Here is a 17,602-nt window from a genome sequence, read left to right as displayed (position 1 = left end):
TCATGCCCGTCATCGAAGAAAGCCGAATCCTGATCCTTGCAACCGACGGGTTCGAACAGTCCGAACTGTTCGAACCGCGTCAGGCTTTGCTCGACGCCGGGGCGGAGGTCGTGCTCGCATCGCCCGGTACGAAACCCATTCAGGGCATGAAGCATGCCGAAAAGGGCGACAGGATCACGCCGGACATCACGCTGGAGGCGGTCCGGATCGCCGAATATGACGGACTGATCCTGCCGGGCGGGGTGGCGAATCCCGATACGCTGCGGATGAACGAAAAGGCTGTGGCGATCGTCCGCGCCTTTGCCGAATCGGGCAAGCCGGTCGCAGCGATCTGCCACGGACCCTGGCTGCTGGTGGAGGCGGGCGTGGCGTCGGGCCGGACGATGACGTCCTGGCCCTCGCTGCGTACCGACCTGGCCAATGCCGGCGCGCAGGTGGTCGACATGCAGGTGGCGATCGACGGGAACATCATCACCAGCCGCAATCCCGACGATATTCCCGCTTTTGTGGAGGCGTTCAGGACGGCGGTGAGCGCAGGACAGCCGGTCGAAGCCTGAGCGGCGCGGCGCCGAGGTGCCAGGGCATGACGCGCCGGCGCAGGACCGACAGATGCGCCAGCGCCCATGCCGCGCAAACGGTAAGCGTCGGGGCGGCGAAAGCCTGCGCACCGGGGAAGAGCAGCGGCGCGACGATGGCGGCGACGATGCCGCCGAGCGCCAGCGCGAGCGCGCGCGGTTCCCCATCCGGGCCGCGCAGCCAGGCCATGGCGGCGGTGACCCCGGTCAGAAAGCTGAGGACGAGATGCAGCGTCGACGGGCCGGGCAGGCCCAGCGCGGCGACCAACAGCGTCAGGATCGCCAACGCCGGCGCCAGAGGCGCCCGGCCGAGCAGCCGGGTGGTGAGCGGATAGGCCAGCAGTTCGCAGGCGAGCGCGGCCAGCAGGACGGCGACTGCCAGATCGCCGTGCCCGGCGATCAATGCGACCACCGCGGCGGCGCCCCAGCGGATCAGCCGGGGCGGCGCCATCAGGATATGGCTGACCCACTCCCGCGCGCCGGGGCGCAGGGCGAAGCGGCGATCGGCGAGCCGCAACTGGAATCCGCCGACCAGCAGCAGCGCGTCGATGCCCCAGGGCAGCAGGCCCGGCGCTTGCCACGGGCAGGCGAGCAACAGGCCGAGCAGCAGGCCGTGGGCCAGGCCCAGCAGGCGCAATTCCCCGGTCATGCCGTCACCGCCCGCCGCGCGTTGAGCGTTGCCGCAAGCGCTTGCTTCGCCGCATCCTTGCGCAGCCGCGTCAGATAGGTGTCGAGCCCGATCTGGAGCGCGAGCATCATGAAGATGAAGGGTTGATAGGCGATGCCCACGAACAGCGATCCGATCATGTAGACGACATGGCCCTGTTGCAGGGCCGACGCGAAGGGCGAGATCCAGGCTTCGTCCGGGTATTTGTCCGGTTCATTGGCGCGCTTGCGATAGAGGCGACGGATCGATTCGGTGCGGATGAAGCAGATGCCGTGGATCAGCGCCCATATGAAGAAGCCGAAATAGCCCTGTTCGCCCAGCATCTCGAAATAGGCGCTGTGATAGGCGCGGCCCTTGTCGGTGACGATGCGCCGCTCGATCCGTGCGCCGCCGCTGTCGACGACGGTGCTCTGGGCGAAATAGGTGAAGCTGTTCTGGAGATAATTGTCGAAGCCGCCGCCGCCCGGATGCGTCTTCACATAGTCGAGCGTCCACATCCACACCGCGACTCGGGTGGCGGCGCTTTCGTCGCCCTGGTGATTCTCGATCGTCTCCATCCGCTGGGTGAAGCTGGCGGGCAGGAAGGGGATGGACGCCAGCGCGGCCACGGCCAGCAGCGGACCATAGACGAACTTCTTCTTCGACCGCACCAGCATCATGCCGAAGAGGATGACGAGGCAGACGAGGCCCGTGCGCGCCTCCGTGCCGATCGGCATCAACATGCAGGCGAGGCACAGGGCGTAGCAGAAGGTCTTCACGCGCCAGTCCGGCGGGAAGATGGTGCCATGGTTGGACAGCCAGAGGATCAGCGGCATCAGCGATATGGCGACGCAACTGATGATGCTGCCTTCATAGAGGCCGCTATTGTTTTCGACCATCAGGTTGAGCACGCCATAGCCGCCGCCCGACAGCGCGGTCTTCATGCCGCCATTGATGATGATGGTGCTGGCGCAAAGAATCATGAAGAGCGTCAACGCCTCGATCCGCAGCCGGGTGCGCAGGACGAGCGGCAGGAAGATGCCGGCGATGATCGCCTTCCATACCCAGTTCCATTTGGTCAGCGCTTCGACCGGGAAATCGGCGGTCATGGTGGTATAGCCGCAATAGGCGACCAGCACGAGCATCAGCCCCTGCCGCACCGAGAATCGGCAATCCTTCTTGTCGTCCATGACCAGCCAGGCCCCGACCATGGCGGCAAAGGCCATGGCGGAGATGGGAATGGTGTTGAGCAGGAAATAGGACAGGCGCTGGGGCGAGACGATGTCTATATAGGCATAGACGGCGACCAGCAGGAACGGCCGGCGCAGGCCCATCAGGCCGAAGATGCCGAGAAAGGCGATGAAGAAGAGGTCACGCATCGGTATGCGGCTCCGGCGCCGAAGGAAGCTGCGGGGGCGGGTCGCGATCCAGATCGGCGCGCGGCAGCAGCCGCCAGGCCGCAAGCAGGATCACGCCATGGCTGATAAGCAGGGACAGGGCGTCGATCATCGCGCGTCGATCATAGGGGGCTGAGTGATTCCGTTCGGCACTTGTCCCCACTAGCGAGGCAGAGTTGACGGGCCGTTAAACCTTTTTCGGCAAACAGATTGGGCTATGACTCGTATTCTCCACGTCCTGGACCACAGTCTGCCGCTCCATAGCGGCTACACATTTCGCACCCGCGCGATTCTGCGCGCGCAAATGGCAAAGGGGTGGGAGGTGCGCGGCATCACCGGCCATCGCCATGCGGCGCAGGGCGCTCAAGAGGAAGTGGTCGACGGCCTGACCTTCCATCGCACGCCGGGCGAACCGGCCAGCGGCAATCCGCTGATTCGCGAATGGCGCGACATATCGGCCCATGCCGATGCGATCGACGCGCTGGTGCGGGCCTGGCGGCCGGACGTCATCCACGCCCATTCGCCGGTGTTGAACGCGATCGCGGCGCAGCGCGTGGCCAAGCGCCACGGCCTGCCGATGATCTACGAAATCCGCGCCTTCTGGGAGGATGCGGCGGTCGGCAACGGCACCGGGGTCGAAGGCAATCCGCGCTACTGGCTGACGCGCCAGCTCGAAACCCATGCGGTGCGCGCGGCCGATGCCGTTGCGGTGATCTGCGAAGGGCTGCGCGGCGACCTGATCGCGCGCGGCGTGGATGCGGACAAGATCGTGGTGTCGCCCAATGGCGTCGATATGGACCAGTTTGGCACGCCGGTCGATCGCGACCCGGCGCTGACCGCGAAGCTGGGCCTCGAAGGCGCCGACGTGGTCGGCTTCATCGGCAGCTTCTACGATTATGAGGGGCTGGACGACCTGATCGCCGCGATGCCGCGACTCGTGCGCGCCCGGCCCCGCGCCAAGCTGCTGCTGGTCGGCGGCGGTCCGCGCGAACAGGCGCTGCGCGACCAGGCGATGGCGTCGCCCTTTGCCGACCATATCGTCTTCGTCGGGCGGGTGCCGCACGACCAGGTCGAACATTATTATGCGCAGGTCGACATATTGGCTTACCCGCGCAAGGCGATGCGCCTGACCGATCTGGTGACGCCGCTGAAGCCGCTGGAGGCGATGGCGCAAGGGCGTCTGGTCGCGGCGTCGAGCGTCGGCGGGCATCGCGAACTGATCGAAGACGGCGTCACCGGCACCTTGTTCGCGCCGGACGATCCGGCGGCGATCGCCGCGGCGCTGGCGGGCCTGTTTGCGAATCGCGACGGATGGGATGCGCGCCGCGCCGTGGCCCGCGCCTTCGTCGAGCGCGAACGTAACTGGTCGTCAAACATTATGCGTTATGAACCCGTTTACCAGCGACTGCTGGCGCGGCCGTCCCGGACACGTGCGGCCGCATGAGCAAGGGTTGAAGACAAGGTGGCGGCGGGAGTCATCAACAGGCGGAGCATGGCGATCGCCGCATCGGCCGGCATGGCGACCGCGCTGCTGGTGTTGTGGATTCCGGTGGGCCTGATCGAGATGCTCGTGGCGTCGAGTGGCCTCAGCGAAGCGCTGCCCGCCGCGGCGCCGCCGCTGGGATTGAAGGCGCGGCTGTTGATGGCGGGTTTTGCCGGGATCATGGCGCTCGGCCTGATCGGCCTGGCGCGCCGTGATGCCGGTGGGCCGGAACAAGATAATGGGAAAGGACGCGCCCCTCGCGTCCAGGGAGCACATAAAATGGGTTTCGCATTCTCCAAGCTGACCGCGCTGGCGCGGGGCCGTGCTGCGCCGGGCATCGAACCGGACGCGCCGATCCTGCGTCGTGCCGACGCCCATCCCGACGCCCCGTCGCGTCCGCCCATCTTCGCCAGCCGCGATTTTGACGGCATCGATATCTTCCCGCGGGCCGAAGCCGGCCGGCGATCGCTGGTCGCACATCGCGACCCGGAACGCGAGACGATCGTGCCGCTCGGCAAGTTGGCCATGCCCAGTGCGCCCATGCCGCTGTCCGAAGCGGAACTGCCGCAGCCCGCCTTCCTGCGTCCGGCCGGCCCTTTTGCCGTGCCGAGCCTGGTCGAAAGCGATATCGAGGATGATCTGGCTGACGAACCCGTCGCCGGGATCGATTCAGCCCCGGTCGCGATCGACAGGACGCCGCCCGCAACGCCCTCCTTCTTGGCGCCGCCTGCTGAATCGATCCCGTCCGCACCGTTGCCAATGCCTTCCACCCATGGCCTGTCGATCGGCGAGCTGACCGAGCGGTTGGAGCGGGGGCTAATGCACCGGTCGCGCAAAATGTCTTCGGCTGCGGCGGGCGATCGCGTGATTGCCGACATGCCGGTGGCATCGGCTGTGCCGGTGCGCGCGGCGGTCGAGCAGGATGCCGACGAAGCGCTGCGCGCCGCGCTCGGCGCACTGCGCTCCATGACCGGGCGACGCTAAAAGCGCGCGCCCGGCACAGGTCTACCAGTCTTCGATCGTCAGGGCGGACAATTCCAGCCAGACGCTCTCCATGTCCGCATCGCCGTCGTCGACGCTGATGTCGGCAACGAAATGACCCGGCAGCACCCATTCGACGTCGGCCAGGCCGGTCATGAAGGCCGTGCCGCGTTCGGGGAAGTCGTCGCCGCTCAGGCGCAGTCGCACGTTGTGCCGTTGCCCTTCGAACAGGGCGCTGGCCCAGGGCCGGCTGACCGCCCGTTCGACGATGGCGGGCTGACCCGCCCGAACGAGCAACTGCGCCAGAAGAGACGGCAGCGGGTTCGTGGGCCGATTTCCTATTGCTTTATTTCGGATGAGGTTGGCCGCGCCGAACCCATGATCCATGCTTGTCATTGGCTGATGCTCCTGCGATAACTGTTCATGAAATGTTCTACTCGCCTTCTTACGCGATCGCCGGGTTCCCGACCCAGGCGCAGGTCGAAAACCAGCCGCGGATCGCGCGCGCATTCGCGCCCGAACCTGGTCGGCGGCATCTGAAATTCGCGAAGAAATTGCTCGATCATACGCAGCAACATTGGCCTTCTTCTCCCCGTTCAGTGCGACTCGCCCGCTGCAAGTCGATAGGTTTATTCCTATCTCTAAGCCAATTTCCTACTTGTCTAGGAAAATTCCTATCATTATGGATTGGATATGGATGAATCGGAACATGCCCGGATTGCGCTCGATCGACTGATTGCCGATCGGGGAGAAAATTATGCCGATCTGTCCCGGCTGATCGGCCGCAATCCGGCCTATATCCAGCAGTTCATCAAGCGCGGCACCCCGCGCAAGCTGGACGAGGAGGATCGCCATGTGCTGGCGCGCTATTTCGGCGTACCCGAACAGATGCTGGGCGGCGCGACGCCGCCGGTCGCTGCGCCCGTCCGGGTGCGCGGCATCCCTGCGGTGGTCGCGGTGCCGCGTCTGGCGCTGGGCGCGTCTGCGGGGCAAGGGTCGCTGGACGAGGATGAGCAGGCGGCGGGCGTGATGGCGTTCGACGCGCGCTGGTTGCGCCATCTGGGTGTGCGGCCGCAGCGTGTGTCTATCATCCGGGTCGATGGCGAATCGATGGCGCCGACGCTCAACGACGGTGACGATATCATGGTCGATCATGACGATGACGCCGGCCGGCTCCGCGATGGCGTCTACGTGCTGCGATTGGACGGCGTGCTGATGGTCAAGCGGGTCGCCATGGGGCCGCGGCGCGGCTGGTTCAGCGTGGTCAGCGACAATCCGCACTATCCCGACTGGGCGGATATCGATCCGGCGCTGGTGGATATTGTCGGCCGGGTCGTCTGGAGCGGCAGGCGCTTGCATTAGGCGTTGAATTGCGCGGGGCCGCATCCCATCCTGTAGGGCGGTTCCTATCATAGGCACGAAATGGACGAAGTTTCAGAACTTCCGGGAATTCCGATTGAACGATAATGAATCGATTATCCGCAAATCGATCGAATGGCGCGGCGCGCGCATGGCGCTGGCGACGGTGGTGTCGACCTGGGGATCGGCGCCGCGGCCGCGGGGCAGCCATATGATCGTCCACGCCGATGGCCGGTTCGAAGGCAGTATTTCGGGCGGCTGCGTCGAAAGCGCCGTGCTGCAGCGCGCTGCGGAAGTGATCGGCGGCCGCTCTGCCCATGTGGAACGCTATGGCGTCGCCGATGGCGACGCCTGGGAGGTCGGACTGCCCTGCGGCGGCGAGATCGCGGTGTTGGTCCAGCCGGTGAACGAGGCCGGCTTCGCGCCCGGATTGTTCGACCGGATCGCCGCCGCCAGCGCGCGCGGCCGGGCGCTGACGCTGGCGACCGACCTGAACAGCGGCGTGACGCGCGAGGTGGCGGGAGAAGGGGATTTCCTCAATCGCTACGATCCGCCGCGCCGTCTGCTGATCGTCGGCGCGGTGCAGATCGCCCAGAGCCTGGTGCCGCTGGCGCAGGCGATCGGGGTGACGCCGGTGGTGATCGACCCGCGCGGCCGCTTCCTGACGGCGGAGCGCTTTCCCGGCGTGGAACTGGACGACCGTTGGCCCGACGAGGCGATTGCGGCGCGCTTCCCGGGCGAATCAACCGCGGTGGTGACATTGAGCCATGACATCAAGATCGACGACCCTGCGCTGGTGGCGGCGCTCCGCGCATCGACGGGTTATGTCGCGGCGCTGGGATCGCGCAAGAGCCATGCGGCGCGGCTGGAGCGGCTAGGGGCGATGGGCTTTGGTGCCGACGATCTTGCCCGTATCGACGGGCCGGCCGGGCTGGATATCGGCGCGATCGGCGCGGCGGAAATCGCGCTGTCGATCACGGCAGGGATGGTGGCCGGGTTCAACGCCCGAGCGATTGCTCATCGGATGGAAAACATCTGATGGCGCGAACCTCGCGCTGATGCCCAGATGCTAAGGGCGATGCGTGCCCCCTGCCGCAAGGGATGGGCAGGGGACACATCCCTTACGCTGTCGGGCACAAAGGATGGCGCGCCCTAGCAAAGCGGCGGGATGGATCAATACCCCTAACGACGTATTTGCGAAATTTCTTGTCGTGCCATCCGATTTTACAGTCGTAATATTACAAGAGTTGCGATATTCTGCGGATAACGACTTCCGCCAAGAGTCGCTATCCGCCTTGTTTCGACAGGATATTTTCAGCAACAGCGGCCGCCATTCTTGCCGCCATAGCGGGCTTCCTGCCGGTCGCGAAAAAACTGGGTGCGGTTCATCGCGGGACGCTCGGGATGATGCGCGGCCATGTGGCGCAGATAGGCGTCATAGTCAGGCATCCCGACCATGAGTCGCGCGGTACGGCGAAGGGTATCGAACAACCCGCTCATTCGGCCGGCACCAGTTGCGAAGGAATTTCGCGTGCGGTTGGGGCCGCGATTCGCCGGGCGGCGAGGCAGGTGCGGACGGTGAAGAAGAGCAGCGCCAGCACCACCGCCAGGAACAGCGCGACCAGCGCGGCGTCGATTTGGTCGTTGAAGATGATGCGCTGCATTTCCGCCATCGACTTGGCCGGGGCCAGCACCTTGCCTGCGTCCGCCGCCGCGCTGAACTTCGCCGCATGGGCGAGGAAGCCGACCTTGGCATCGGCCGCGAACAGCTTGAGCCAGCCCGCCGACAGGGTGCAGATCAGCAGCCAGACGGTAGGGACCAAAGTCACCCAGGCGAACTTGTCCCGCTTCATGCGGAACAGCACCGCCGTCCCCAGCATCAGCGCGATCGCCGCCAGCATCTGGTTGGAGATGCCGAACACCGGCCAGAGTGTGTTCACCCCGCCCAGCGGATCGGTGACGCCCTGATAGAGGAAGAAGCCCCACGCCGCGACGGTCAGGCCGGTGGCGACGATACCGGGGACATGGCTGGTCGTGTCCTTGAAGGACGGCACGGCCAGCGCGATCAGATCCTGCAACATGAAGCGCCCGGCGCGGGTGCCGGCGTCCACGGCGGTCAGGATGAACAAGGCCTCGAACAGGATCGCGAAATGATACCAGAAGGCCTTCATCGCCGGGCCGCCGACGACATGGCTGAAGATTTCCGCCATCGCCACCGCCAGCGTCGGCGCGCCGCCCGCGCGGCTGATGATGCTATGTTCGCCGACATCCTTCGCCGTCTGGGCGATCAGGTCGGGCGAGATCGGGAAGCCCATGGCGGTGACGGCGGCGGATGCACTGGCCGCATCGGTGCCGATCAGCGCGGCCGGGCTGTTCATCGTAAAATAGATGCCGGGGTCCAGGATCGACGCGCCGACCAGCGCCATGATCGCCACGAACGCCTCCATCAGCATCGCGCCATAGCCGATCATCGGCGCATGGGCTTCGCTTGCGATCAGCTTGGGTGTGGTGCCGCTGGCGATCAGCGCGTGGAAGCCCGACACCGCGCCACAGGCGATGGTGATGAACAGGAAGGGGAAGAGGCCGCCCGACCAGACCGGGCCGTTGCCGCCGACGAACTGGGTAAGGGCAGGCATTTTGAGCGGCGGGGCCATGATGACGATGCCGATGGCCAGCGCCGCGATCGCGCCGATCTTGAGGAAGGTCGAGAGATAGTCGCGCGGCGCGAGCAGCAGCCACACCGGCAGGACGGAAGCGACCGCACCATAGCCGATCAATATCCAGCAGAGTTGGACCGGCGTGAAGGTGAAGATCGGACCCCAGACCGACGACAGCGATACCGCCTGGCCATAGACGATCGCAGCGAGCAGGCCGACGAGACCCAGCAGCGACACTTCGCCGATGCGGCCGGGCCTGATCCAGCGTGTGTAGGCGCCCATCGCCATGGCCAGCGGCACGGTGGCGGCGACGGTGAACATGCCCCAGGGGCTCTCCGCCAATGCCTTGACCACGATCAGCGCCAGTACGGCCAGGATGATGACCATGATCATGAAGGCGCCGAACAGGGCGATGGTGCCGGCGACCTGCCCCATTTCCATGCGGATCAGTTCGCCCAGCGACTTGCCGTCGCGGCGCATGGAGATGAACAGGACCATGAAATCCTGCACCGCGCCCGCCAGCACGACCCCCACGATGATCCACAATGTGCCGGGGAGGTAGCCCATCTGCGCGGCCAGCACCGGCCCGACCAATGGTCCTGCGCCCGCGATCGCTGCGAAATGATGGCCGAACAGGACAGACTTGTCGGTCGCGACATAGTCGAGGCCATCGGCGCGGCGGAGCGCCGGGGTGGGGCGCGCCGGGTCGAGCCGCATCACATGGCGGGCGATGAACAGCGCATAATAGCGATAGGCGACCAGGAAGCAGCAGACCGCCGCGACCACGATCCACAGCGCGTTGACCGCCTCGCCGCGCGACACCGCGACGACGCCGAGCGCGATCGCGCCGAGACAAGCGGTCAAAATCCAGGGTAGGTGCCGGGTCACATGCGCTCCAGAGCGGTTGGGGGGACGTCGGCACCCTAATCCCCCCCTCCGAAACACAACCGCCTAGCGGCGCTGCCGAAACGGCCAGTCGATGACGTCGCTGGCCCAGAGCGCCCACCAGATGATGACGGGTTGCAACGTGAGCCGGGGTCCGTGATACCACCAGCTCAGATGCACCCCACCCAGGGGGATGTCGTTGAGCGCGTGATTGATATTGGCGGGCCACACGCACAGCGCATAGAGTGCCAGGCCTATCCCGGCCGCTCGGCGCAGACCGGGGATCATCAGACCCAGCGCCCCCGCCAGTTCCGCCACACCGGTCAACGCCACGACAGTTTCGGGCATCGGTACCCAATGCGGCGTTATGGCGATGAAACCGCCGGGTCGCGTCAGATGCGCAATGCCGGCAAAGGCATAGGCGGCGGCCAGCACCAGTCGGGCGATGGTCCGGCCGTGCACGGCCTTAATGCATCACGTCGATTTCAAGCTCGCCTTCATCCTGCCCGTCCCAATAATGGGCGCGTTCGGCATGGACATGGATCATCACCAGTCCAGGCGTGTCGGCGCCATTCTCGAACCAAAGCTCCAGATCGGGGTTCCAATGTTCCTCGAACAGGGCCCGATCGCGGATCAGGTCGGCGCGGCCTTCCAGCGCGATGAACAACGGGCGCTGGCCGAACAGCCCGCTCTTGCCGTGGAAGGACAGGCTGACCCGCGGGTCACGCTCGATATCCCGGACCATCAGCGTGTCTTCGGTGGTGAAATAATAGCTGTCGCCGCCATGGGCCACATCCTGGTTGTTGCTCATCGGACGAGCGCCGATATGGCCATCCTCCGTATGGGTCGACAGCATGGCAAAATCGATATGCTGCATCTTTTCGGCCAGGCTGGCCATCGTGTGCTGCACCATGTGCGTCTCCTCTGCTCGATCGGGTCTTAACGCAGGACAGGGCGAGTCGGGTTCCATCGATCGGATTCGACTTCTGTTCATAAGAACATATAATGAACATATCGGATATGATTCGGGAGTTGCCGCCATGGAAAGCCGCGCCGCGCTGCTTTACCGCCCCTTTTTCGCGCTCAAGCCGCCGCCGGTCGTCGCGCGGCAGATCGACCATTTCGCCGCGACGCTGGCGCCGGGGGCGGACCGCATCCGTCCCGAACATCAGCATGTCACGCTCGGCATCACGACCGACTGGCCGGACTATCCCTATGAACTTATCAAGGCGCTGCGCCGGGCAGCGGCGGGGATCATGGCGGAGCCGTTCGACCTGCTGATGGACGGTGTGAACTTTGGCGGCCGGTCGGCGGCCCTACGGCCATCGCGCAGCATTGCGGGATTGAAGAAGGTGCAACAACAGGTCGCCGCCGCAATGGCGCGCGCCGGGGCGACGCCGCGTCCGGGCTGGAGCTTCAGCCCGCACCAGACCCTATACTATAGCGACGGGCGGCCGCAGCAGCGGCGCATCGACGGGTTCGGCTGGCATGTGGAGGAAGTGGTGCTGCTGTGCAGCCATGTCGGCCGCACCCGGCATGAGATAGTGGGCTGCTGGCCGCTAAAGGGCGATGCGCAATATAGCCTGTTCTGACGGCCTCTCAGCGTTTGCGGACGAACTCCGCGCGCAGCACCAGACCCTTGATTCCGTCATAGCGGCAGTCGATTTCCTGGGCGTCGCCGGTCAGGCGGATCGACTTGATGAGCGTGCCGCGCTTCAACGTCTGGCCCGCACCCTTGACGGTCAGATCCTTGATCAACGTGACCTGGTCGCCGTCGGCCAGCAAATTGCCGACCGAATCGCGGACTTCGACGGGATCGATGGCATCGGTTGCCGCTGCGGCGTTCGCCGCGCTGATCCATTCGCCGCTGGCTTCGTCATAGACATAGTCGTCGTCGGCCATGGCCATCTATCCCTGGGTCACGCTTTGCAGCACCGCTGCGCGCAATTCGGGGATGCCCATGCCCTTTTCGCTCGACGTGACGATGATGTCGGGATGGGCGGCGGGGCGCTTGCGGATCGCGTCGGCGGTGGCTTTGGTCACGGCCGCCAATTCGCTCGCCTTGATCTTGTCTGCCTTGGTCAGGACGATGCGATAGCTGACCGCCGCGCCATCGAGCATGTCGAGCATGTCATTGTCGACATCCTTGATGCCATGGCGGCTGTCGATCAGCACCAGCGCGCGCTTGAGCGAGGCGCGCCCGCGCAGATAGTCGTTCACCAGGAACTTCCATTTGCGCACGATGTCCTTGGGCGCCTTGGCATAGCCATAGCCCGGCATGTCGACCAGGCGGAAGCGCAGCGGTTCGCCCACGTCGAAGAAGTTGAGTTCCTGCGTCCGGCCTGGCGTGTTGGAGGTGCGGGCGAGGCCATTGCGGTTGGTCAGCGCATTCAGCAGCGAGGATTTGCCGACATTGGACCGGCCCGCAAAGGCGACTTCGTTCACGTCCATGTCGGGCAGGAAGTCGAGCGTGGGCGCGGACTTGAGGAAGGAAATCGGCCCGCTGAAGAGCTTGCGCGCTTCCTCGATGAAGTCCGCGTTATCTTGGTCCGTCATTCCACACTCCGTTCGGTTTCGAGCCCTTCGACTGACTGCTTGCAGCAGTCGCTCCGGACAGGCTTGTCGAGGGCCGTTGGCATCCGTTTCTCGACAAGCTCGAAACGAACGGGCGTGGTGCTTGGCTTACTTCGCTGCGCTCGCCGTGCTCAGCACGGGGTGGCGCTTGTACAGCCACCATTGCTGCGCCATCGACAGGCAGTTGTTGGTGATCCAGTAGACCAGCAGGCCCGCCGCGAACGGCGCCATGATGAACATCATCATCCACGGCATGATCGAGAAGATCTGCTGCTGCATCGGGTCCATCTGGGCCGGGTTCAGCTTGAACTGGAAATACATGCTGATGCCCAGCAGCAGCGCCAGCACACCGATCGCCAGGAAAGAGGGCGGGGTGAAGGGCAGCAGACCGAACAGGTTGAAGATATGCAGCGGATCGGGCGCGGACAGATCCTTGATCCACAGGACGAAGGGCTGGTGCCGCATTTCGATCGTCAACTGCAATACCTTGTAGAGCGCGAAGAAGATCGGGATCTGGATGAAGATGGGCAGGCAGCCGGCCAGCGGGTTGACCTTCTCCTGCTTGTACAATTCCATCATCTTCTGCTGCAGTTGCGGCTTGTCGTCCTTATATTTCTCCTGCAGCGCCTTCATCTTGGGCTGCACCGCGCGCATCGCAGCCATGCTGGCGAACTGGCGCTGGGCGACCGGGAACATGAGCGCGCGGACGCAGAAAGTGAGGCAGATGATCGCCACGCCGAAATTGCCCAGCGTTTCGAACAGCCAGTGGAGCAGCGCGAAGATCGGCTGTTCGAACCAGTAGAACCATCCCCAGTCGATCGCTCGGTCGAACAACTTCACGCCGTTCCGCTCATAGGCCTGGAGCGTCTTCACTTCCTTGGCGCCGACATAGAGGCGAATGCTCTGCGTCGCCGCCTTGCCGGGCGCCAGCATGGTCGAACCGAGCGCGGCGTCCGCCTGATATTGCGTGCCGGCGCCTTTACGGAATTGGCCGGCGAAATCGGCGTTGGCGCCGGGAATCAGCGCGGACAGCCAATATTTGTCGGTGAAGCCGATCCAGCCGCCCTTGGACTGGAAGCTCTGAGTCGACGGACCCTTGTCCAGATCCTTGTAGTTCACGTCATAGTTGGCCGCGCCGTTGAACACGCCCATCGGCCCGACATGGATGGTCCAGGTGTCGGGGTCCTTGGGGATGCCGGTGCGGCTGATATAGCTGTACGGCTTCACGCCCACCGCGCCCGCGCCGCTGTTCGACACCTTCTGCGCGGCCGAGATCATGTAATTTTCATCGACCGACAGGCGGATTTCGAAAGTCTGGCCCGCGCCGTTGTTCCAGGTCAGCGTCACCGGGCTGGTCGGCGTCAGTTCGCTGCCCTGCGCGGTCCAGAGCGTGTCCCTGTTCGGCGTCTTTAGGCCTTCGCCCTGCCAGCCGAAGCCGGCGAAATAGGCGTCCTGCGTGCCGCTGGGGCTATACAGGCGAACGGCGGGCGAATCCTTGGCGATCGTCTCGCGATAGGTTGGCAGCACGATGTCGTCGATGCGCGCGCCGCGCAGGTTGATCGATCCGGTCAGCTTGGGCGTACGGATCGGCACGCGCGGACTTTCCTTCAGCACGATGGCGCGGTCGCGAATCGTCGCAGGGCCGTCGGCCGTGTCGGTGCCGGGGGCCGCAACCGGGGTGGTCTTGCCGCCTTCGATCTTCGTCGCCGGCGGATTGGCCGCGGGAAAGACATAATGCGAGACATAGGGCCAGCCGAACAGGATCGCCGCGGTCAGCAGCACCGCCAGAATGATATTCTTCTTGTCGTCCACGTGTTCGGCTCCGCCGTCTTATGTCTATCGGGTCAGGGGACCGGGTCGTAGCCCGACCCGCCCCATGGGTGGCATCGCATTAGCCGCTTGAACCCCAGCCAGCTACCCTTGATCGCGCCATATTTGCGGATCGCCTGAATCGCATATTCCGAACAGGAGGGGGCGTAGCGGCAGGTAGGGGGCAGGACGCGCGAAGGGCCAAGTTGCCAGAAGCGCGCGATCAGGATCAGCAGGCGGGCGATCACGGCTGTTCGCTTGAACGCGCCGCAGGCGTATCGCTCTTTTTGGCGGGTTTGCCCCTGCGGGGGCGTGCCGGGCCGCGCGGCGGATCGACCGGGCGCGTCATGATCTTGCCGAGCGCCTTGCCCAGTTCGGCGTGCAGCAGCGCAAAGTCGCGTTCGATCCCGCCTTCGCGGCCGATCAGCACATGATCCGCGCCGGCAATGCCATGGGCCGGCAGCAGTGCGCGCGCCAGAACGCGAAAGCGGCGCTTCATCCGGTTGCGGATGACGGCGCCGCCAATCTTCTTCGTGACCGTGATGCCGATACGCATCGCCGGGTCGCCATCGCCGCGTTCGCGCACCAGCAGGACGAATCCCGGCATAGGCGCGCGGCGTCCGCGATTCGCCGCCAGAAAATCCGCACGCCTGCTCATGACGGCAGGCGCAGCGGACGGCGGCGCGTCGATCAGGCGCTCAGGCTCTTGCGGCCGCGCGAACGGCGCGCGCGAATCACATTGCGGCCGCCGGGGGTCGCCATGCGCGCGCGGAAACCGTGACGGCGCTTCCGAACCAGATTGCTCGGCTGAAAAGTGCGCTTCATCGTTCATTCCTCAAAACAACTAGAGAATCAGGCGTGACAAAAAAGGGCCGCCAAAGCAGCGGCCGCCAGTCAGGGGGCGTCCGATAGGCAAAAGGGGGGGCGAAGTCAATGGCTGAGGCCGGAAGAGTCCGTTCGTTCGAGCGAGGTCGAGAAACGAAGCGGAGCGCTTCCCGTTTCTCGGCACGTTCGAAGCGAACGGATGAGGATTACTTCCCCCGCGCGCTCGCCACGCCGTCCTTGAGCGCGTCATAGCCCACTGCGCCGTTCAGTACCTGGCCGCCGATCACGAAGGTCGGCGTACCGCTGGCCTGCAATTTCTGGGCGAGCGCGATGTTGGACTGGATTTCGGCATCATATTTGCTCGATGCGATTGCGGCTTCGGCTTCCGACCGGGTGATGCCCGCCTTGGCCGCCGCCGCCACGATCGTGTCGCGCGTCACCTTGCCCGCGCCGTACAGGGCCTTGTGATAGGCCATATATTGACCGCGTTCGGCCGCCAGCAGCGAAACCTTGGCCGCGGCGCTGCTTTCATCCGACAGGATGGGGAGTTCGCGATAGACGACCTTCACCTTTGCGTCGTTCGCGACCAGCTTGGCCAGGTCGGGCAGAGAGGCGCGGCAATAGCCGCAGGCATAGTCGAAAAATTCGACCACGATGACATCGGCATTGGCCGCGCCTTCCCAGGCGCCCGCATAGGGGGTTTCGAGCGTGCTGCGGCTGGCGTCGATGGTGCTCGACATGCGCTTGGCCTGCAACTTCTCCACCGCCTGCGGGATAATTTCGGGATGCTCCAGTATATAGTCGTGGACGATCTTCTCGATCGCGGCCTTGTCACTGGCGTTGACGCTGGCGGGCGCCTGCGCGGCCAGCGCGACGCCGGCAATGGCGGTCAGGGCGAGGGCGCCAAGGGTCATCTGTATCGTCCTGTTGGAAAGGGCCGCGCGAAAGCTGGGCCGGGTCTGGTCTGTCATATCTATCTTTTCTTGAGCTGCTGCTCGATCGCGGCGCGGGATGTCATCGCGATATCCTGCGCCCGCAGATAGTCAACCGTGCCGGCCTGCAATCCCTGCATCGCGGCGTCGGCGCTGCGCAGCGCCATGGGATGTTCGCCCATCATCGCATAGCGTTCCGCCGTCGCCAGCGCCGCGCGCGGCGTGTCGCCGCGCCGTTCATAGACGACGCCCAACTGATACCAGGCAAAGGGATTTTCCCGGTCGCGCTGGACCGCAAGGCGCAGCACCTGCTCGGCCTCGGCGAAATTACTCTCATCCTCGGTCGCGATCAGCGCGTGGGCGAGTAGCACTGAGATCAGCGGCTGGTTGGTGATCTTGACCGCGTCGCGCAGCGGCGCCACCGCGTCCCTCGGGCGGCCGCTCTCGAGCAGGATCTGGCCCTTGAGTTCGAGGAAATAGGGGTCATGCGGTGCGGCGGCGAGCAGGGCGTCGGCCTCGTCCAGCGCCCTTTGCGGATAGGCGCCCTTATGCCAGGCATAGGCGCGCGCATAATGGGCCGGGATCGACTGGTCGGTTTCGGGATATTTCTGCAAGGTCTGGGTGGGTTCGGACACGAAGCCGATCAGCTTGGCCTTGATCCGTTCGAACCGCGCCTCCAGCACCTTGTCCGGCGGCCGGTCCCAGGCCGGATCGACGGTATAGACTTCGCGCAGCACGTTGATGCGCTCGCCCGACAGCGGATGGGTGCGTCCGTAGCTGTTGTCCTGCGGGATCGCGAGGCGATATTCCTGATTTTGCAGCTTCTTGAAAAATTCCAGGCTGCCCTTGCCGCTGAGACCCGCCTTCGACAGGTACCGCGCGCCGGCCAGATCGGCCGAGCTTTCCTGCCCGCGGGAAAAGGCCAGGAACTTGGTCATCGCCGCCTGCTGGCCCAGGCCCATGATGCCCATGCCCGCTTCCGCCCCGCCCGCCGCGATCGCGGCCGCGCCCAGCACCAGGCTGAGCAGGGTGACGCCGGTGGCCTCCTTGATCCCCTCGCCGAAGCGGACGACATGGCCGCCTTCGATATGGCCCAGTTCGTGCGCAACGACGCCCTGCAACTGGTTCACATTGTCGGCCTGGGCGATCAGCCCGCTATGCACCCAGACGATCTGGCCGCCCGCGACGAAGGCGTTGATTTCCGGGTCGTTGATGACGAGGACCTGGACGTTTTTCGGCTCCATGCCGGCGGCCTTGACCAACTGGCCCGACATGTCAGCCATGAAGGCTTCGGTTTCGGCATCGCGCAATATTTGCTGGGCCACCGCTGGCTGCGCCGTGCAGGCGAGCGCGGCGATCGCCAGCACGCAAATTTTGAGCCGCGCCCGCATCAGCGGCGCGCCATGGGCAAAGAGGGGCAGACCGTCACGGCGGCTTCGTGCCAAGGTCGGCCTGAACCTGCCGTGAAGAGGGAGGGGG

23 protein-coding genes are annotated in these 17,602 nt (G+C 65.1%); 6 read left to right on the top strand and 17 right to left on the bottom strand.

What is annotated here, in order from left to right; genetic code table 11:
* The first annotated feature begins 2 nt into the window (after positions 1 to 2).
* Positions 3 to 557, top strand: coding sequence for a type 1 glutamine amidotransferase domain-containing protein (locus tag SBA_RS01455; protein ID WP_224547884.1), 555 nt, complete (start codon positions 3 to 5; stop codon positions 555 to 557).
* Here SBA_RS01455 and SBA_RS01450 read toward each other — a convergent pair.
* The 3 genes from SBA_RS01450 to SBA_RS01440 are packed head-to-tail and all read right to left on the bottom strand — an operon-like array spanning position 517 to position 2,730.
* A complete protein-coding gene (locus tag SBA_RS01450; protein WP_261935650.1) occupies positions 517 to 1,224 on the bottom strand; it encodes a hypothetical protein in 708 nt (235 codons plus the stop codon). The two genes, SBA_RS01455 and SBA_RS01450, sit on opposite strands and share 41 nt — an antisense overlap.
* Positions 1,221 to 2,600, bottom strand: coding sequence for a DUF5935 domain-containing protein (locus SBA_RS01445; protein WP_224547886.1), 1,380 nt, complete (start codon positions 2,598 to 2,600; stop codon positions 1,221 to 1,223). Before SBA_RS01445 ends, SBA_RS01450 begins: the two co-directional genes overlap by 4 nt.
* Positions 2,593 to 2,730, bottom strand: a complete 138-nt coding sequence (locus SBA_RS01440; RefSeq protein WP_261935649.1) for a hypothetical protein — start codon at positions 2,728 to 2,730, stop codon at positions 2,593 to 2,595. The genes SBA_RS01445 and SBA_RS01440 overlap by 8 nt, the downstream gene beginning before the upstream one ends.
* A 105-nt stretch (positions 2,731 to 2,835) precedes the next feature.
* Here SBA_RS01440 and SBA_RS01435 point away from each other — a divergent pair, with 105 nt between their 5' ends.
* Positions 2,836 to 4,062, top strand: coding sequence for a TIGR04063 family PEP-CTERM/XrtA system glycosyltransferase (locus SBA_RS01435; RefSeq protein WP_261935648.1), 1,227 nt, complete (start codon positions 2,836 to 2,838; stop codon positions 4,060 to 4,062).
* A 48-nt stretch (positions 4,063 to 4,110) separates the two neighbouring features.
* Complete coding sequence (locus SBA_RS01430; protein WP_261935647.1) at positions 4,111 to 5,085, top strand: hypothetical protein; 975 nt, start codon at positions 4,111 to 4,113, stop codon at positions 5,083 to 5,085.
* Positions 5,086 to 5,106: 21 nt separating this feature from the next.
* On the opposite strand, the gene SBA_RS01425 is transcribed toward SBA_RS01430, so the two are convergent.
* The gene (locus SBA_RS01425) at positions 5,107 to 5,478 is read right to left on the bottom strand and encodes a hypothetical protein (protein ID WP_261935646.1); all 372 of its coding nucleotides are present in this window, start codon (positions 5,476 to 5,478) and stop codon (positions 5,107 to 5,109) included.
* Positions 5,475 to 5,660: a hypothetical protein gene (locus SBA_RS01420; RefSeq protein WP_261935645.1), complete on the bottom strand. Its 186-nt coding sequence runs from the start codon at positions 5,658 to 5,660 to the stop codon at positions 5,475 to 5,477. Before SBA_RS01420 ends, SBA_RS01425 begins: the two co-directional genes overlap by 4 nt.
* Before the next feature lie 115 nt (positions 5,661 to 5,775).
* On the opposite strand from SBA_RS01420, the gene SBA_RS01415 reads away from it, so the two are divergent.
* Positions 5,776 to 6,444, top strand: a complete 669-nt coding sequence (locus tag SBA_RS01415; protein WP_224547891.1) for a S24 family peptidase — start codon at positions 5,776 to 5,778, stop codon at positions 6,442 to 6,444.
* Between the two features lie 94 nt (positions 6,445 to 6,538).
* Positions 6,539 to 7,480: an XdhC family protein gene (locus SBA_RS01410; RefSeq protein WP_261935644.1), complete on the top strand. Its 942-nt coding sequence runs from the start codon at positions 6,539 to 6,541 to the stop codon at positions 7,478 to 7,480.
* A 275-nt stretch (positions 7,481 to 7,755) separates the two neighbouring features.
* Here the strand turns inward: SBA_RS01410 and SBA_RS01405 are convergent, their stop codons facing one another.
* The 4 genes from SBA_RS01405 to SBA_RS01390 form a co-directional block, all read right to left on the bottom strand.
* The gene (locus tag SBA_RS01405; protein ID WP_224547893.1) at positions 7,756 to 7,941 is read right to left on the bottom strand and encodes a YbdD/YjiX family protein; all 186 of its coding nucleotides are present in this window, start codon (positions 7,939 to 7,941) and stop codon (positions 7,756 to 7,758) included.
* Positions 7,938 to 9,986: a carbon starvation CstA family protein gene (locus tag SBA_RS01400; protein WP_261935643.1), complete on the bottom strand. Its 2,049-nt coding sequence runs from the start codon at positions 9,984 to 9,986 to the stop codon at positions 7,938 to 7,940. The genes SBA_RS01405 and SBA_RS01400 overlap by 4 nt, the downstream gene beginning before the upstream one ends.
* A 63-nt stretch (positions 9,987 to 10,049) precedes the next feature.
* Complete coding sequence (locus SBA_RS01395) at positions 10,050 to 10,445, bottom strand: DoxX family protein (protein WP_315975790.1); 396 nt, start codon at positions 10,443 to 10,445, stop codon at positions 10,050 to 10,052.
* A gap of 4 nt (positions 10,446 to 10,449) precedes the next feature.
* Positions 10,450 to 10,896, bottom strand: coding sequence for a pyridoxamine 5'-phosphate oxidase family protein (locus tag SBA_RS01390; protein ID WP_224547896.1), 447 nt, complete (start codon positions 10,894 to 10,896; stop codon positions 10,450 to 10,452).
* Between the two features lie 127 nt (positions 10,897 to 11,023).
* Here SBA_RS01390 and SBA_RS01385 point away from each other — a divergent pair, with 127 nt between their 5' ends.
* Positions 11,024 to 11,575, top strand: coding sequence for a 2'-5' RNA ligase family protein (locus SBA_RS01385; protein ID WP_261935642.1), 552 nt, complete (start codon positions 11,024 to 11,026; stop codon positions 11,573 to 11,575).
* Between the two features lie 7 nt (positions 11,576 to 11,582).
* Here the strand turns inward: SBA_RS01385 and SBA_RS01380 are convergent, their stop codons facing one another.
* From SBA_RS01380 to SBA_RS01345, 8 genes are all read right to left on the bottom strand, one after another.
* Entirely contained in the window at positions 11,583 to 11,885 is a 303-nt protein-coding gene (locus tag SBA_RS01380; RefSeq protein ID WP_224547898.1) for an alkylphosphonate utilization protein, read from the bottom strand.
* A gap of 6 nt (positions 11,886 to 11,891) precedes the next feature.
* Positions 11,892 to 12,539: a ribosome biogenesis GTP-binding protein YihA/YsxC gene (gene yihA / locus SBA_RS01375; RefSeq protein WP_224547899.1), complete on the bottom strand. Its 648-nt coding sequence runs from the start codon at positions 12,537 to 12,539 to the stop codon at positions 11,892 to 11,894.
* A gap of 126 nt (positions 12,540 to 12,665) precedes the next feature.
* A complete protein-coding gene (yidC, locus tag SBA_RS01370) occupies positions 12,666 to 14,369 on the bottom strand; it encodes a membrane protein insertase YidC (protein WP_261935641.1) in 1,704 nt (567 codons plus the stop codon).
* A gap of 32 nt (positions 14,370 to 14,401) precedes the next feature.
* On the bottom strand, positions 14,402 to 14,614 hold the full coding sequence (yidD, locus tag SBA_RS01365) for a membrane protein insertion efficiency factor YidD (RefSeq protein WP_224547901.1): 213 nt from the start codon (positions 14,612 to 14,614) through the stop codon (positions 14,402 to 14,404).
* Positions 14,611 to 15,024 (bottom strand): ribonuclease P protein component, encoded by a 414-nt coding sequence (gene rnpA, locus SBA_RS01360; RefSeq protein ID WP_261935640.1) that lies wholly within the window; start codon positions 15,022 to 15,024, stop codon positions 14,611 to 14,613. The genes yidD and rnpA overlap by 4 nt, the downstream gene beginning before the upstream one ends.
* A 32-nt stretch (positions 15,025 to 15,056) precedes the next feature.
* The gene (gene rpmH, locus SBA_RS01355) at positions 15,057 to 15,191 is read right to left on the bottom strand and encodes a 50S ribosomal protein L34 (protein ID WP_021317369.1); all 135 of its coding nucleotides are present in this window, start codon (positions 15,189 to 15,191) and stop codon (positions 15,057 to 15,059) included.
* A 206-nt stretch (positions 15,192 to 15,397) separates the two neighbouring features.
* Entirely contained in the window at positions 15,398 to 16,162 is a 765-nt protein-coding gene (locus tag SBA_RS01350; RefSeq protein WP_261935639.1) for a DsbA family protein, read from the bottom strand.
* 2 nt (positions 16,163 to 16,164) lie between these two features.
* Positions 16,165 to 17,514, bottom strand: a complete 1,350-nt coding sequence (locus tag SBA_RS01345) for a M48 family metalloprotease (RefSeq protein WP_261936651.1) — start codon at positions 17,512 to 17,514, stop codon at positions 16,165 to 16,167.
* Positions 17,515 to 17,602: the final 88 nt, after the last annotated feature.

The sequence above is a fragment of the Sphingomonas bisphenolicum genome (assembly GCF_024349785.1).
In the GTDB taxonomy this organism is placed as follows: Bacteria; Pseudomonadota; Alphaproteobacteria; order Sphingomonadales; family Sphingomonadaceae; genus Sphingobium; species Sphingobium bisphenolicum.
The sequence above is the reverse complement of the archived record's forward strand: the minus strand, read 5'-3'. Positions and strand labels throughout refer to the sequence as shown.